At 47.4% G+C, this 15,965-nt stretch carries 13 protein-coding genes; all 13 read left to right on the plus strand.

Annotation, left to right across the window (positions count from 1 at the left end):
• Positions 1–39 precede the first annotated feature (39 nt).
• Positions 40–654 carry a ribonuclease HII gene (gene rnhB / locus G517_RS0112715; protein WP_028304724.1) on the plus strand — a complete coding sequence of 205 codons (615 nt, stop codon included), beginning with the start codon at positions 40–42 and terminating at the stop codon, positions 652–654.
• 57 nt (positions 655–711) lie between these two features.
• Complete coding sequence (gene dnaE / locus G517_RS0112720; protein WP_028304725.1) at positions 712–4,197, plus strand: DNA polymerase III subunit alpha; 3,486 nt, start codon at positions 712–714, stop codon at positions 4,195–4,197.
• 254 nt (positions 4,198–4,451) lie between these two features.
• Positions 4,452–5,423, plus strand: a complete 972-nt coding sequence (locus tag G517_RS0112725) for an acetyl-CoA carboxylase carboxyltransferase subunit alpha (RefSeq protein ID WP_028304726.1) — start codon at positions 4,452–4,454, stop codon at positions 5,421–5,423.
• Between the two features lie 84 nt (positions 5,424–5,507).
• Entirely contained in the window at positions 5,508–7,091 is a 1,584-nt protein-coding gene (tilS, locus tag G517_RS0112730) for a tRNA lysidine(34) synthetase TilS (RefSeq protein ID WP_028304727.1), read from the plus strand.
• Between the two features lie 190 nt (positions 7,092–7,281).
• Positions 7,282–8,919 carry a CTP synthase gene (locus tag G517_RS0112735; RefSeq protein ID WP_028304728.1) on the plus strand — a complete coding sequence of 546 codons (1,638 nt, stop codon included), beginning with the start codon at positions 7,282–7,284 and terminating at the stop codon, positions 8,917–8,919.
• Between the two features lie 126 nt (positions 8,920–9,045).
• Positions 9,046–9,903, plus strand: a complete 858-nt coding sequence (kdsA, locus tag G517_RS0112740; RefSeq protein ID WP_036591598.1) for a 3-deoxy-8-phosphooctulonate synthase — start codon at positions 9,046–9,048, stop codon at positions 9,901–9,903.
• Positions 9,904–10,016: 113 nt separating this feature from the next.
• Positions 10,017–11,312: a phosphopyruvate hydratase gene (gene eno, locus G517_RS0112745; RefSeq protein ID WP_028304730.1), complete on the plus strand. Its 1,296-nt coding sequence runs from the start codon at positions 10,017–10,019 to the stop codon at positions 11,310–11,312.
• Positions 11,313–11,479: 167 nt separating this feature from the next.
• The gene (gene ftsB / locus G517_RS19090; protein WP_084632216.1) at positions 11,480–11,842 is read left to right on the plus strand and encodes a cell division protein FtsB; all 363 of its coding nucleotides are present in this window, start codon (positions 11,480–11,482) and stop codon (positions 11,840–11,842) included.
• Positions 11,839–12,621 carry a 2-C-methyl-D-erythritol 4-phosphate cytidylyltransferase gene (gene ispD, locus G517_RS19095; RefSeq protein WP_211224293.1) on the plus strand — a complete coding sequence of 261 codons (783 nt, stop codon included), beginning with the start codon at positions 11,839–11,841 and terminating at the stop codon, positions 12,619–12,621. Before ftsB ends, ispD begins: the two co-directional genes overlap by 4 nt.
• A 3-nt stretch (positions 12,622–12,624) precedes the next feature.
• Positions 12,625–13,101: a 2-C-methyl-D-erythritol 2,4-cyclodiphosphate synthase gene (gene ispF, locus G517_RS0112765; protein WP_028304731.1), complete on the plus strand. Its 477-nt coding sequence runs from the start codon at positions 12,625–12,627 to the stop codon at positions 13,099–13,101.
• 65 nt (positions 13,102–13,166) lie between these two features.
• Positions 13,167–14,351: a tRNA pseudouridine(13) synthase TruD gene (gene truD / locus G517_RS19100; RefSeq protein ID WP_084632217.1), complete on the plus strand. Its 1,185-nt coding sequence runs from the start codon at positions 13,167–13,169 to the stop codon at positions 14,349–14,351.
• Positions 14,352–14,384: 33 nt separating this feature from the next.
• The gene (surE, locus tag G517_RS19105) at positions 14,385–15,170 is read left to right on the plus strand and encodes a 5'/3'-nucleotidase SurE (protein WP_051206379.1); all 786 of its coding nucleotides are present in this window, start codon (positions 14,385–14,387) and stop codon (positions 15,168–15,170) included.
• 9 nt (positions 15,171–15,179) lie between these two features.
• Positions 15,180–15,965 carry a protein-L-isoaspartate(D-aspartate) O-methyltransferase gene (locus G517_RS19110; RefSeq protein ID WP_051206380.1) on the plus strand — a complete coding sequence of 262 codons (786 nt, stop codon included), beginning with the start codon at positions 15,180–15,182 and terminating at the stop codon, positions 15,963–15,965.

The raw sequence follows: 15,965 nt of genomic DNA on the forward strand, positions 1-15,965 counted from the left end.
CTAACAACGGCATATACTGTAAAAAGGTTTAATCCCGCTATGGCAAATGATACTTGGCCAGAACTTGAGATTCCCTATCAAGGTAAGTTACTTGCGGGTGTTGATGAAGTAGGCCGTGGCCCTTTAGTGGGTTCTGTTGTCACCGCTGCGGTGATTCTTGATCCGAAGCAACCGATTGAAGGCTTGGCTGATTCGAAAAAATTGAGTGAAAAAAAGCGAGAAAAACTCTTTGATGAGATTAAAGAGAAAGCGCTTGCGTGGCACATTGCTGAAGGCTCGGTAGAAGAAATTGATCGGTTGAATATTCTACATGCGACCATGCTTGCCATGCAGCGGGCGGTTGAAGGGCTTAAGCCCGCCGCTGAATTTGTTCTTGTTGATGGCAATCGTTGCCCAGATCTACCTTGCCCTTCTATGGCGGTGGTTAAAGGTGATGCTCGCCATGCTGCGATTAGTGCCGCTTCAATTCTAGCCAAGGTTTATCGGGATCGACAAATGGCCGAATTGGAACAAGAATACCCCGGTTACGGCTTTGCCCAGCACAAAGGTTATCCGACTAAGCAGCACTTTGCAGCGCTTAAAGCGTTAGGCCCGATACCTGAACATCGCCGCTCTTTTAAGCCTGTACAGCAGAGCTTAGAACTAAAAAATTAAAGCAAGCCTGTAATAATATCCCTTATCGCTTTGCCTGTTCCTTGATCGAGACGTTTTATGACCCCCTCTTTTATCCATCTGCGTGTACATACTGAATACTCATTAGTTGATGGTTTAGTACGTATTAAAAAGCTGCCAGAAAAGCTCGAACAGTTGCAGATGCCTGCCATCGCTATTACTGATGAATCTAACATGTTTGCCTTGGTTAAGTTTTACAAAGCCATGCAAGGGGCCGGCATTAAACCTATCTCTGGAGCAGATGTCTGGCTAGAGAACATCATAGATCCTTCAAAACCATACCGTATGACATTGCTGGCCATGAATAACACCGGCTATCGGAATATGACCGAGCTGGTGTCCCGTGGCTATTTGGAAGGGCAGCACCAAGGGCGTAATATCCTAAAAGAGGCATGGCTTGAAGAGCAGGCCGACGGTTTAATCGCACTGTCTGGGGCTAAAGACGGTGAAGTCGGTCATTTACTGGTGGCAGGTCACTACGCGGCGGCCAAAGATGCGCTACAGAAATGGCAGCAGGTATTTCCAAACCGCTTTTATTTAGAGCTACAGCGCACCTATAGAGCGGACGATGAGCTGTGCGTGCACGAATCCGTTAAGCTTGCGGGTGAGTGTCTGTGCCCTGTTGTTGCAACAAATGATGTGCGTTTTATCGACCGAGAAGACTTCTGGGCTCACGAAACCCGAGTTTGTATTGGCGAGGGCCGAGCGCTAGATGACCCTCATCGCAACAAAAGTTATTCAGAAGAACAGTATCTAAAATCTCAGGAAGAGATGGCTGAGCTATTTCAGGATATTCCTGAAGCGTTACAAAATACCGTTGAAATCGCTAAGCGCTGCACGATTGATGTGCAATTGGGTAAATATTTCTTACCGGACTACCCTATTCCAGAGGGTATGACGATGGATGATTTTTTCCGAAAAATCTCTCATGATGGTCTTACGGAACGCTTAGAGCAGCTATTTGATACCCATGCACCAGATTTCCATGAAACAGAGAAGATTTACCGCGAACGATTAGATTTTGAGCTGGAAACGATTATTTCAATGGGGTTCCCCGGCTACTTTTTGATCGTAATGGACTTTATCCAATGGTCAAAAAGTAATGGTGTACCGGTTGGGCCGGGTCGTGGTTCCGGTGCGGGTTCTTTAGTGGCTTACGCGCAAAAAATCACCGATCTTGACCCCCTAGAATACGACTTGCTGTTTGAGCGCTTCTTAAACCCAGAGCGGGTATCCATGCCCGATTTTGATGTCGATTTCTGCATGGATGGCCGTGATCGAGTGATCGATTATGTGGCTGAAACCTATGGCCGTGATGCGGTTTCTCAGATTGCGACCTTTGGTACGATGGCCGCAAAAGCGGTCGTGCGAGATGTTGCGCGTGCCCAAGGTAAGCCCTACGGTTTAGCCGATAAACTGTCTAAGATGATCCCGTTTGAAGTCGGCATGACATTGGCAAAAGCCTATGAGCAAGAAGAGCCGATGAGGGAGTTTCTTGCCAACGATGAAGATGCTGGTGAAATTTGGGAGATGGCGCTTAAGCTTGAAGGCACCGTACGAGGAACCGGTAAACACGCCGGCGGCGTGGTTATTTCGCCGACCAAACTGACCGATTTTTCACCGATCTTCTGTGAAGAGGGCGGCACCAGTTTAGTGGCTCAGTTTGATAAAGATGATGTTGAATCCGCCGGTTTGGTTAAATTCGATTTCTTAGGCCTTAGAACCCTGACTATTATCGACTGGGCGATTAAGGTTATCCATGAGAAAGCGGGTAATACCGATTTCGATATTGTTGATATCCCCTTAGAAGATAAAGCAACCTTTGACCTGTTGCAGCAAGGTGAAACAACCGCCGTATTCCAGCTGGAATCTCGGGGTATGAAAGACTTAATTAAGCGGCTACGCCCCAGCTGTTTTGAAGATATTATCGCCTTGGTGGCGCTGTTTCGCCCAGGCCCTCTACAGTCGGGCATGGTTGATGACTTTATCAAGCGTAAGCATAATGAAGAGCCGGTTTCTTATCCGCACCCGAATTATAATCACGATAGCCTGATACCGGTATTGAAGCCAACCTACGGCATTATTCTGTATCAAGAACAGGTGATGCAGATTGCGCAGGTTATGGCCGGTTATACGCTGGGTGGCGCAGATATGCTGCGACGGGCCATGGGTAAGAAGAAACCGGAAGAGATGGCCAAGCAGCGGGCTGTCTTCCTAGATGGTTGTAAAGGTAAGGGTATTGATGCCGATCTTGCAGGTAACATCTTTGATCTGGTAGAAAAGTTTGCGGGTTACGGCTTTAACAAGTCCCACTCTGCAGCTTATGCGTTAGTCTCTTATCAAACGGCATATTTGAAGCGGCATTACCCTGAAGCCTTTATGGCGGCAGTACTGTCCACGGAGATGCAAAATACGGATAAAGTGGTCACGCTGGTAGAAGAATGCCGTCATATGAAGCTGCCGCTGACGCCGCCAGATGTTAACGCCGGTGATTTTAAGTTTACCGTTAATGCTGATAACGAAATTGTCTATGGCCTAGGGGCTATTAAAGGTGTTGGTGAAGGGCCGATTGATTCTATTGTTGCCGCGAGAACAAGCGGTGGCCCCTTTGTAGATCTATTTGATTTTTGCGCCAGAACAGATTCCCGTAAACTGAATAAGCGCACGGTGGAAGCACTTATCCGTAGTGGCGCTTTTGACAAAATTGGCCCGAATCGCGCGGTGATGCTCGCTAGCTTAGAAGATGCGTTTAAAGCGGCAGAACAGAGCAGTATCAACGAAAATATCGGCATGATGGATATGTTCGGAGAGATAGAGGCTGAGGAACAAGGCGATCCCTATGATGAGCATCGACAGGTGCGTCAGTGGACAGATAAAGAGCGGCTAAAAGGTGAGAAAGATACACTAGGCATCTATTTAACTGGCCATCCCTTTGATGAATATGAAGCGGAAGTACGCCGTTTTGCCCGAATGCGATTAAGTGACCTACAGGCCGGACGAGAGACACAAAAGTTAGCTGGGTTGATTATTGATATCCGTACCATGAAGAGTAAACGCGGGGATACCATCGCCTTTATTACCCTTGATGATCGCTCAGGGCGTACCGAGGTATCAGTCTTTGGTGAGCTATTTGAAGCCCATCGAACAGAGTTGCAAAAAGATCAACTAGTGATTATTGAGGGCGATGTCAGCTTTGATGATTACTCTGCCAGTCTTCGTGTTCGAGCTAAAAGTGTTACTAGCTTATTAGCGGCCCGTGTGCGCTACAGTCATAGTTTACAGCTTATATGGTCACAAAAAGAAGTTGGTAAGAAGCACCTCAGTTTACTCGAAACTAAATTACAGCCCTTTACCGTATCTCAGCCTGACGAAGGTGTTGGCGTTGAAGTTTTTTATCAGCGTAACGATGTAGCCGGTAAAGTCCGGTTGTCAGATCAGTGGCGGGTAGTCCCCAGCGATGAGTTGATTTATAGTTTATACGACGGTTTTGGGCTGAAAAACGTACGTTTATCCTATGGTGACTAGGTCATCTGTGGTCTCTGTAAATGCTTTAGCATTCGGCAAAGGTTTTTTTTAAGCGGCCTTTGCCGTAATATTATCGGTTCTGAAAATAGCTCAATTGAGACTAAAATACCCCAAGCAGACGTAAGCTCGATACGTCGGCAATGGTGGATGGATATTTCCATTGTTTGGGATAGAACAAAATACTTATTCACAGGCGCTTTTATGCGACTGTGTGCTTTTAATCGTAAGCATAGAACTTTTAATAGCGTGGACCTATGAATCCCAACTATCTGGACTTTGAACAGCCTATCGCAGAGCTGGAAGCAAAAATTGACGAACTACGACTGGTTGGCAATGACAACGAGCTAAATATTTCTGATGAAATTAGCCGTTTGCAGGCAAAGAGCCTGAAGCTGATGGAGGATATTTTTTCTAATCTGACACCCGCTCAGGTTGTTCAGCTATCCCGTCATCCTCAGCGCCCTCATACGCTAGATTATATTGACCAGATATTTACTGATTTTGATGAGCTGCACGGTGATCGTAATTTCTCTGATGATGCTGCTCTAATTGGTGGTATTGCTCGTCTAGATGATAAGCCTGTCATGATTGTTGGGCACCAAAAAGGTCGCTCGGTTAAAGAGAAAGTGCGCCGCAACTTTGGTATGCCGCGTCCTGAAGGGTATCGTAAAGCGTGCCGTCTTATGGAGATGGCCGAGCGTTTCAAAATGCCGATTCTGACCTTTATCGACACCCCAGGGGCTTATCCTGGTATTGATGCGGAAGAGCGCGGCCAAAGCGAAGCTATCGCGTATAACTTAGCCGTGATGTCCCGTTTGAAAACCCCGATCATCTCCACGGTTATTGGTGAAGGTGGCTCTGGTGGTGCTTTAGCAATTGGCGTATGTGATGAGTTGATTATGCTACAAAACTCCATCTATTCGGTTATTTCTCCAGAAGGCTGTGCGTCTATTCTATGGAAAAGTGCCGAGCGTGCTAGCGATGCCGCAGAAGCGATGGGTGTAACCGCTGCCCGTTTGCACCACCTGGGATTGGTTGATCGCTTGATCGATGAACCTTTAGGGGGCGCACACCGCAACCCTGCCAAGGTAGCAACGGATCTTAAAGTTCAGTTGCTGGAAACCCTTGATCGTATGAACGGTATGGATGCAGAACAGTTGGTTGAACGTCGCTATGAGCGTTTAATGTCTTACTATGCCGGTAATCCTGATCTTGGTAACTGGTAACTGGTAAGCAATTCAGTGTTTTAAAATAACCCCGATAAGATTCTCTTGTCGGGGTTATTTTTTTGTTCTCTAGGGAAACCCGCCATGTCTCACTTTGATGCTTTTCTCTCTGACTTTAGCCAGAAAATAAAGCTTTTACCTTCGCATAATCAGCTATGGCTTGCTTTAAGCGGTGGTTTAGATTCCGTGGTACTGCTGGATCTTGCGGTACGTTATTGTCGGCGGCAGGGCAAAGGTTTGAAGGTGCTGCATGTGCATCATGGTTTAAGTCCCAATGCCGATGCTTGGGCGGATCACTGCCGCCAGCTATGCTTAGGCTATTCTGTTAAACCAATTGAAGGTCAATCTCAAGGGATATCCCAAGGAATAGAGATAGAATGCTTGATTGAGCGTGTCACTTTGTCTGCTGGCAATCTGGAAGAGCAAGCGCGCATGGCTCGTTATCAGGTTTTTGAGCGGTATTTAGCCGCTGATGATCTGTTATTAATGGCGCATCATGGTGATGATCAGCTAGAAACACAGTTGCTTAGGTTGATGCGTGGTGCCGGTAGTCAAGGTTTATCAGGTATGCCCCAGCACCGACGATTAGGGCTGGGGTGGCTTTATCGGCCTTTACTCAATATTGGGCGAGCAAGCCTTGAAGCCTATGGGCAGCAGCAAAAATTAGTGTGGATTGAAGATGAGTCCAACCATTCGGAGCAATTTAATCGCAACTATCTTCGCCACCAAGTTGTACCGCTGCTTAAAGACCGTTGGCCCAATGTTATTCAGGTTGCCGGTAGAAGTGCAAAAGCATTGGCGGATAGCGCAGAGTTGAATCAAGACTTGGCAGAGATGGATTTGGCACAGCTTTTAGTCTCGGAACAGGTGATGCGTTGTTCAGGATTACAAGCGCTGAAGCGTATTCGGCAGGCGAATGTCCTGCGTTTTTGGCTCGCTAAAAATGGCATTGCAGCGCCAGAGTACAGTCATATCGACGTGATTTTAGATGAGCTTCTACAGGCCAAAATTGATGCGCAACCTTGTTTTGTACGGCCTGAGTTTGAATTGCGCCGTTATCGCGATGAACTGCACTTAATAATGGCGAACCAAAGGCCGGGCGGTCATCAATCTAGACGCCAATCCAGCCGTCAACCGCAGGCTGATACGTTAGGCTCAGATAAGCTGAATGTAGAAACCTTGTTCTCCAAGGCAAGGCTTTGCTTAGATGGTGTGACATTTGAGTTTGAAAAAAAAGAGCCGCTAAAAAAAGAACGACTAGAAGAAACCGCTCCAACAAATAGCGAAGGGCTTATTTTACCGGATCACGGCTATTTCTATCTTAAAGCCCGAGCCGGTGGGGAGAGTATTCGCCTCGCCAAGCGTGGACGTAAAACATTAAAGAGTCTTCTACAGGAAGCAGGTGTACCGGCTTGGCTGCGGGATCAGGTACGACTTTTTTATTGGCAGGAATCAAGCAGCTCTTTATTCTGTTCACACGAGCCAGTCTTGTTCCAACCTGTCTGTATCGGTATTTGGTCGCCTGCGCCTCAAGCCCGTTATCAGAACGAGGCAGAGGGTCTTTTTTGGTGGGATGCCTCGTGGCTCGCCCCTGATCTATCAAAAGAACTAAAAGAACCAAAAGAGTGGGTTAAGGTGAGAAAGGTTAAGTCGTTAAGTAAAGGTTAAGTAAAAATAGCGCGCTTTTTCTCAGGGAATTAGCCTCTAGCGAATTGTGATAACAAGGGGCTTCTGGTATCCTGCACTCCCATCTATTTTAGTACCTTAAGGTCTGTGTATTTTTGCTACCTTTAGGTCTTGTATATTAAATTAGTACCCCCCCTTCTTTCTTATTTTGCAGCATAAAAACAGGTTATCCATGACGCGATATATCTTCGTCACAGGCGGTGTTGTTTCTTCTCTAGGGAAAGGCATTGCCTCTGCATCTTTGGCCGCGATTCTTGAAGCTCGTGGTCTGAACGTCACCATGCTGAAGCTGGATCCGTATATTAACGTTGATCCAGGTACGATGAGTCCCTTCCAGCACGGTGAAGTGTTTGTGACGGAAGACGGCGCGGAGACTGACCTTGATTTAGGTCACTACGAGCGTTTCATCCGCACTAAGATGACTCAACGTAATAACTTCACTACCGGTCGAGTTTACGAACACGTACTGCGTAAAGAGCGCCGTGGTGATTATCTGGGCGGTACGGTTCAGGTGATCCCTCATATCACGAACGAGATTAAAGATCGTGTTATTGCTGGTGCTGAAGGCTATGACGTGGCTTTGGTTGAGATCGGTGGCACCGTCGGTGATATCGAATCCCAACCGTTCCTAGAAGCGGTTCGCCAACTGAAGGTAGAAGTGGGTTCTGAGCGTGCTATGTTTATGCACCTAACCTTGGTGCCTTACATTAAGACTGCTGGTGAAACTAAGACTAAGCCAACTCAGCACTCGGTTAAAGAACTGCGCTCTATCGGTATTCAGCCGGATATTCTGGTTTGCCGTTCAGAAGTTGCGATTGAAGCCAATGAGCGCCGCAAGATCTCCATGTTTACCAACGTCGATGAGAAAGCGGTTATCTCTTTAGAAGATGCGGACACCATCTACCGGATCCCGAGTATGCTGCACGCTCAGTATCTGGATGAGATTGTTGTTAAGCGTTTTGGCCTAGATTGCCCGCCTGCGGATCTATCTGAGTGGATCGCCGTAGCAGACGCCAAGCTAAATCCACTTAAAAGCATTAACATCGCCATGGTCGGTAAGTACATGGAACTGTTAGATGCTTACAAATCTTTAATCGAAGCGATTAATCATGCCGGTATCAAAACCCGCACTAAGGTTAATATCGAATATATCGATTCAGAAGATATTGAGCATAACGGTACGGATCGTCTGAAAGATAAAGATGCGATTCTTGTTCCTGGTGGCTTTGGTGAGCGCGGTGTTGAAGGTAAAATTCTGACCGCTCAGTTTGCCCGTGAAAACAAAATTCCTTATCTGGGCATTTGCCTAGGTATGCAGGTTGCTGTGATTGAGTACGCCCGTAATGTTGCGGGTATGGCTGATGCGCATTCAACCGAATTTACCCATGACACCACCCATCCTGTGGTTGGCTTGATTACTGAGTGGGTTAATGCAGAAGGCAAGATCGAAGAACGGGATCAAAGCTCTGATCTTGGTGGTACGATGCGTTTAGGTGCTCAGGATTGTAAACTGCAAAGTGGCTCTAAAGCCCGTGAAGTTTATGGTCATGATGTGATCTTTGAACGTCACCGTCACCGTTATGAAGTGAACAACCAGTTTGTTGATCGGTTGCAAGATTCCGGCTTGATCTTCTCCGGTCGTTCCGCTGATGAGTCACTGGTTGAAATGGTTGAGCTAAAAGATCACCCTTGGTTCTTAGCCTGCCAGTTCCACCCTGAGTTCACTTCAACGCCTCGTGATGGCCATCCGCTATTTACAGGTTTTGTTGAGGCAGGCCTTGCTAGAAAGGCTGTTACTCAGGACGTTTAAGCGTCACCGTTTGCCAAAAGCCCTTTTTAATAAGGGCTTTTGTATTTTAGCTTATTGATCCTGCTTACTTGCCATTAAGCAGAGGCGATGAAGAGAATGCTATCTATGTCCCAGTCGGATAAAACGATGCCCCAGACCGATAACGTCATTGAATTTGCAGGCCTTAAGTGTGCTAACAATCTGCCCTTTGTACTTTACGGCGGTATGAATGTACTTGAGTCCCGGGATATGGCGATGCAGATCGCTGAGCACTATGTGGAAGTGACTCAGCGTCTGGGTATTCCTTATGTCTTTAAGGCGTCTTTTGATAAGGCCAACCGCTCTTCGATCCATTCTTACCGTGGCCCAGGACTGGAGCACGGATTAGAAATTCTAGCTGAAATCAAGCAACAGTTTAACGTCCCCGTTATCACTGATTTGCACGAACCTTACCAAGCTCAGCCTGTTGCCGAGGTTGCTGATGTGATTCAGTTGCCGGCATTTTTGGCTCGCCAAACAGACCTTGTTCAGGCGATGGCTCAGACAGGTGCCGTGATCAATATTAAAAAGCCGCAGTTCACCAGTCCCGCTCAAATGGGCAATATGGTCGAGAAGTTTGCCGAGTGCGGTAATGATAAAGTTATGATCTGCGAGCGCGGTTCTAGTTTTGGCTACGACAACTTGGTTGTTGATATGCTGGGCTTTGATGTGATGCGAGAGGCCTGCAAAGGTGCGCCGCTGATTTTTGATGTGACCCATGCGCTACAGTGTCGTGATCCTATGGGCGCGGCTTCCGGTGGTCGTCGTCATCAGGTGGCTCAGCTGGCTCGTGCCGGTATGGCATTAGGGCTTGCCGGCCTTTTCCTTGAAGCGCACCCCGATCCTGAAAAAGCCAAATGTGATGGCCCTTCGGCTTTGCCTCTAGCCCAGCTGGAACCTTTTTTGCTACAGATGAAAGCCATCGACGATCTGGTTAAAGACTTTACACCGCTGGATATTCGATAATGGGAATATCTGATCGGTAATCGATGATTTGGTTAAAGACTTATTTTCAGTCATTGAACGATTTTTCATTCTTGAATAAAACACTGAACAAAAAACTCTGGAGAACAACCCAAATGACAGCAATCGCTGATATCAAAGCACTTGAAGTGCTTGATTCTCGTGGTAACCCAACGGTACAGGCCGAAGTAATTCTGGAATCTGGTGTAAGTGCTCGTGCTTGCGCACCTTCCGGTGCTTCTACTGGCTCTCGCGAAGCGTTAGAGCTACGTGATGGCGACAAAAGCCGTTACTTGGGTAAAGGTGTTCTAAAAGCTGTTGCAGCAGTGAACACGTCTATCCGTGCTGCTCTGATTGGTATGAATGTGTCTGACCAGCGTGCGCTGGACAATAAGATGTTGGAATTGGATGGTACAGAAAATAAAGCTACTCTAGGTGCTAACGCGATTCTAGCGGTTTCTCTGGCAGCAGCCAAAGCGGCAGCGGCTGATAAAGGCGTACCGCTGTACGTACACATTGCTGAGATCAATGGCACCGCAGGCCAGTTCTCTATGCCTGTACCTATGATGAATATCATCAATGGTGGTGAGCATGCGGATAACAATGTTGATATTCAAGAGTTTATGGTACAACCGGTTAACTTCAGCTCTTTTGGTGAAGCACTACGTTGTGGCGCAGAGATCTTCCACGCGCTAAAAGCGGTACTGAAAGCGAAAGGTTTGAGCACGGCGGTTGGTGATGAAGGTGGTTTTGCACCGAATCTAGCCTCTAACGAAGAAGCGCTGGTTGTGATCAAAGAAGCGATCAGCAATGCCGGTTACGAGCTGGGTAAAGATGTGACTCTGGCGTTGGACTGTGCGGCATCTGAGTTCTACAAAGATGGCAAATATGATCTGTCTGGAGAAGGTAAAGTATTTGATGCGGAAGGCTTCAGTGATTATCTGGCCGCTCTGACTGAAAATTACCCGATTGTTTCCATCGAAGATGGTCTAGACGAATCCGATTGGGAAGGCTGGGCTTATCTAACGAAGAAAATCGGCGACAAAATTCAGCTGGTAGGTGATGATCTTTTCGTTACCAATACCAAGATTCTGTCCCGCGGTATTGAAGAAAGTATCGGTAACTCTATCCTGATCAAATTTAACCAGATCGGTTCTCTGTCTGAAACATTAGACGCGATTAAAATGGCAAAAGATGCAGGCTTTACCGCTGTTATCTCCCACCGTTCCGGTGAAACAGAAGATACCACCATTGCTGATCTAGCGGTAGGTACGGCTGCAGGTCAGATTAAGACCGGTTCTCTATGCCGTTCTGACCGTGTTGCTAAGTATAACCGCCTGCTGGAAATTGCAGCGGAGCTAGGTGACAAAGCGGTTTACAACGGTTTGAAAGAGATTAAAGGACAAGCGTAATCTACTTTGATTAGCGCTCTGATCTGACTCTAAAAAAGGGGAGCCTACGGTTCCCCTTTTTTGTCTGTGCTTTTTCACTCATAATGCCTGTTTTCTCAGAAGCCTGCGTGCGCCAATCCGCCCTAGCAGATTTAGACAGATAACTCTTCGGGACGCTGATCGAAATCATGTTTCGTTTTCTTAATTTGATTCTTGTGATTCTTATTTTTCTGCTACAGATTCGTCTTTGGTGGGGTGAAAACAGCTTGCCGGAAACATGGCAGCTGGAACACCGTATTGACGTTCGTGAAACTGAAAGCGCAAGGCTTGCCTCCCGCAATAAAGCTTTGGCCGCAGAGGTTGCTGACTTAAGAAGTGGTCTTGATGCGATTGAAGAGCGGGCCCGCTATGAACTGGGAATGGTTCGAGCCAATGAAACCTTCTTCTTGTTAGTCGATAAAGATGATAAAAGAAAATTTACAGGATCTGGGGAAGATACCCATATTCTAGAAACACCGGCAGATGCTGATGCTGAAGAGGTGTCACCGTGAGTAGGTTTTCTAAAACGGGGCCAGAGGCAGAATTAAAAGCAGAGCCAAAAATTTGGCTGATTATTCCTGCCGCAGGTATTGGCTCTCGTATGCAGGCGGATCGACCTAAACAGTATCTTCCCCTTGCAGGCCGTCCAATCATTGAGCACACCCTAGAACGCCTCTCAAGGGTGTTACCCGACGCAGAATATATTATTTGCCTTAATCCTGATGACCCCTACTGGCCTGAGATACAACATCCTAAAGGTATAACACTACGGCAGGTTGATGGCGGCAAAGAACGAGCTAATTCCGTACTTAACGGATTAAAGTCGATCGCTGATGAGGCTCATGTGGATGACTGGGTTCTGGTACATGATGTAGCGCGCCCCTGTGTGCGAGCATCTGATATTACCAAACTGCTGACTGAGTTAGCGGCTGATCCTGTGGGAGGGATTTTGGCTTTGCGGGTTTCAGATACAATGAAGCGTTCTAATGATCTATCAACGGATAACACTAGCCGAATTTGTGCAACGGTAGACCGCACGGGGCTTTGGCAGGCGCTTACCCCGCAGATGTTCCGTTTTGAACGCTTATTCACCGCCTTAGAGCAGGCTTTGTTGGCTAAGGTGAGTATTACTGATGAAGCTTCTGCCCTTGAATGGGCGGGTTATCAGCCTCGCTTAGTTTCCGGCTGTCGAGATAATATTAAAGTAACTCATCCTGATGATTTAGCCTTTGCCGAGCTGTTTTTAAACGCACAGGTTTTAATAACACCTTCCCTGCAAGAAAAGGAATAATTGATGCGTATTGGTCATGGTTTTGATGTGCATAAATTTGGCCCCGGTGATCATATTGTACTGGGTGGCGTGACAATCGATTATAAGCAAGGATTGCTGGCGCACTCTGATGGAGATGTGCTGATTCATGCTCTGTGTGATGCGCTCTTAGGTGCGGCGGGTTTAGGTGATATTGGTCGACACTTTCCTGATACCGATCCTGATTTTGAAGGCGTAGATAGCCGTGTTTTATTGCGCCATGTTGTGGCTCTGCTAAAAGAGCAAGGCTGGATGATTGGGAATGTTGATAGCACTTTAGTGGCGCAAGCACCTAAAATGGCTCCACATATTGATGCTATGTGTCAGAACATCGCCGAGGATCTACAGATTGAGCGCCACGCCGTTAATGTCAAAGCAACAACGACGGAGAAGCTTGGTTTTACCGGACGAAAAGAGGGTATTGCTGCCCATGCGGTGGTATTACTGCTCGCCCTTAGCTAGTTTTTAACAATTTTACCCATTTGATAACCCTGTGGTGTATTTGCCCACGATACTGGATACCTTTAATGTCTGAGCCAACGCCTCCATCTGCTTTTGAATCTATTTCTCAACCGGTTTCTCAGTCTGCTTCACTGCCTGTTTCTGAGCCTAGGCCCCTGAGCCCGCTCCAAGAGCAAGATGATCTGGTTTGTCCATTATCGCTAGAGTTCCCTTATGCTTGGGGTGGCCCTGTTGGTCATGCGCAGCTACGTGCAGAGCCTGAGGACTTTCAGGTTGAAGAAATCTTAGGCTTTGAGCCAGAAGGTGAAGGTGAGCACCATTTTCTTTGGATTCGTAAGCGCGGTAACAATACCGATTGGGTTGCTCGCCAATTAGCCCGCTTTGCTCAAGTGGGCTTTAATGCAGTCTCTTATTCCGGTATGAAAGATCGCCATGCGGTGACGTTGCAATGGTTTAGCGTGCATATCCCTGGACTGGATTCACCGGACTGGTCTGCCTTTTGTATTGAGGGTGTGGAGATTTTAAAAGCGATCCGCCATCGTAAGAAGCTAAAGCGTGGGGTTCATCGGGCGAATAAGTTTGCCATTCGTTTGAGAAATTTTGAAGGTGATCAGCTTGCCATCGAAAGCCTGTTAGATCGCATCGCAACCCAAGGCGTGCCGAACTATTTTGGGGAGCAACGCTTTGGGCGCAAGGGGAATAACCTGAGCAAAGCGGTGGCTCGGGTTGAGGCAGGAGAGAGTCTTAAACTCAGTAAGCGGGATAAAGATGGCCGTGCCATGATGCTGTCGGCACTACGTAGCTGGTTGTTTAATCGCCTGCTAGCAGAGCGCATTGAACAAGGTAATTGGCAGGCTTGGTTGGAGGGCGATGTAGCGACTTTCTCTGGCAGTCGTAGTCAGTTTTCGATTGAGCTAGGGGATGATGATGTTCAGCGCCGTTTGGAAGAAGGCATTATTCATCCAACAGGCCCTCTATGGGGAGCGGGTGAGCCGAAGGTAACAGGTACAGCCCGAGCCTTAGAAGCTGAAGTAGCCAGTCGCTATCCTGAGTTAATCACAGGTATTGAAAGTGCGGGTCTTAACCCAGAGCGTCGCGCTTTACGACTAATACCGGAGCACCTGCATTGGGACTGGAATCAAGGCGATTTGGTGCTTTCTTTTATGTTACCTGTTGGTACTTTTGCCACCTCGGTGCTGCGTGAAGCCGTTGAGTGGAATAGCAGTTTTACTGAAGCAGAAGACCGCTAGGCTTATGGCAATGATGAGAACGAGATTTGAAAAATGAAATTACTGTTATCAAATGACGACGGTGTACGAGCAGAAGGTTTGCGTGTACTGGCTCAGCGCCTGTCCCAAGATATGGCTAAAATAACAGTTGTAGCACCGGACCGAGATAGAAGCGGAGCGAGTAACTCGTTAACGCTAACCCGTCCTTTATGCCCTGAAACACTAGACAATGGTTTTCATAGCATTGACGGCACACCAACGGATTGTGTCTATATGGGGTTGTCAGGTTTGTTTCAATCGGATGCAGACCTTGTGGTTGCCGGTATTAATCATGGCGCGAATATGGGCGATGATGTGCTTTATTCCGGTACGGTGGCGGCGGCGACAGAAGGACGTTTTTTAGGGGTGCCTTCCATTGCGGTATCCCTTGCGGGTAAAACCCATTTTGCAACCGCCGCAGAGTTTGTGGCTCGCTTACTGACAGACTACCGCAGCTTAGATCTACCTGCGGGTAGTATCTTAAATATCAATGTACCAGACTTACCCTATAACGCGATTAAAGGTATTCGCTTAACCCGCCTTGGCCAACGTCATCCCGCAGGTGATCCTGTGCCTGTTTTAGACCCGAGAGGCAAGCAGCGTTATTGGATTCCTGCCGCAGGGGGCACTCGTGATGCTGGGGAAGGTACTGATTTTGATGCCGTGGCAGCAGGATATATTAGTATCACACCGTTGCATGTCGACTTAACTCAGAACGGTACAAAGCAGACGCTAGCGAACTGGCTTGTTTCTGTGAGTTCCGCTACGGAGTTGGTCGCCGAAAAGCTGACGGCGGACTGAGGAGATACGATGAGCAAGTGGAATCTGCAGGGGATTGGTATGACCTCCCAGCGAACCCGTGATCGTATGGTCAGTCGGCTGCGGGAGAGAGGTATTGTTAACCCTGAGTTACTTGAGTTAATGGCAAAAATCCCACGGCATATTTTTCTGGATGAAGCGATATCCCATCGTGCCTATGAAGATATCTCTTTGCCGATTGGTTATCAGCAAACGTTATCTCAGCCCTGGGTTGTCGCCTGCATGACCGAGCTTTTGCTAAAGATGCCTAAGCGCCCGAGTAAGGTGTTAGAAATTGGCACAGGCTCTGGCTATCAAACCGCTATTTTAGCCAGTTTGTTTGATGAGGTCGTCAGCTTAGAGCGTATTGCCGGCTTTCAACCGAAGGCCAAGGCACGTTTTCAGGCTTTAGGCTTAACCAATATTCAACTGCACCATGCCGACGGCTATTTAGGCTGGCCTGCTAAGGCTCCTTTTGATGCGGTTATTGTAACGGCGGCCCCAGAAGAAGTGCCGCCTCAACTGATTGAACAGCTAAGTGATACCGGAGTGTTGGTGTTGCCTCTTGGCGATCAGGAAGAGCAAATACTGGTAAAAATCACTGCAATACCGCCCATTAAAATTGATCCTGAAAACTCGTTATCTAAAAGTGAATTAGCTGAAAACCCACAACCAGACAAAGCCGTATATACCAAAAAAGCACCTACCGTAACCAAGTCGACAACGATAACTCGACGCTTTAATAAAGAGACGATTACACCCGTATTCTTTGTTCCGTTAAAGCCCGGCATCATCTAG

This window comes from Oceanospirillum maris DSM 6286 (assembly GCF_000422865.1).
Lineage (GTDB): Bacteria > Pseudomonadota > Gammaproteobacteria > Pseudomonadales > Halomonadaceae > Oceanospirillum > Oceanospirillum maris.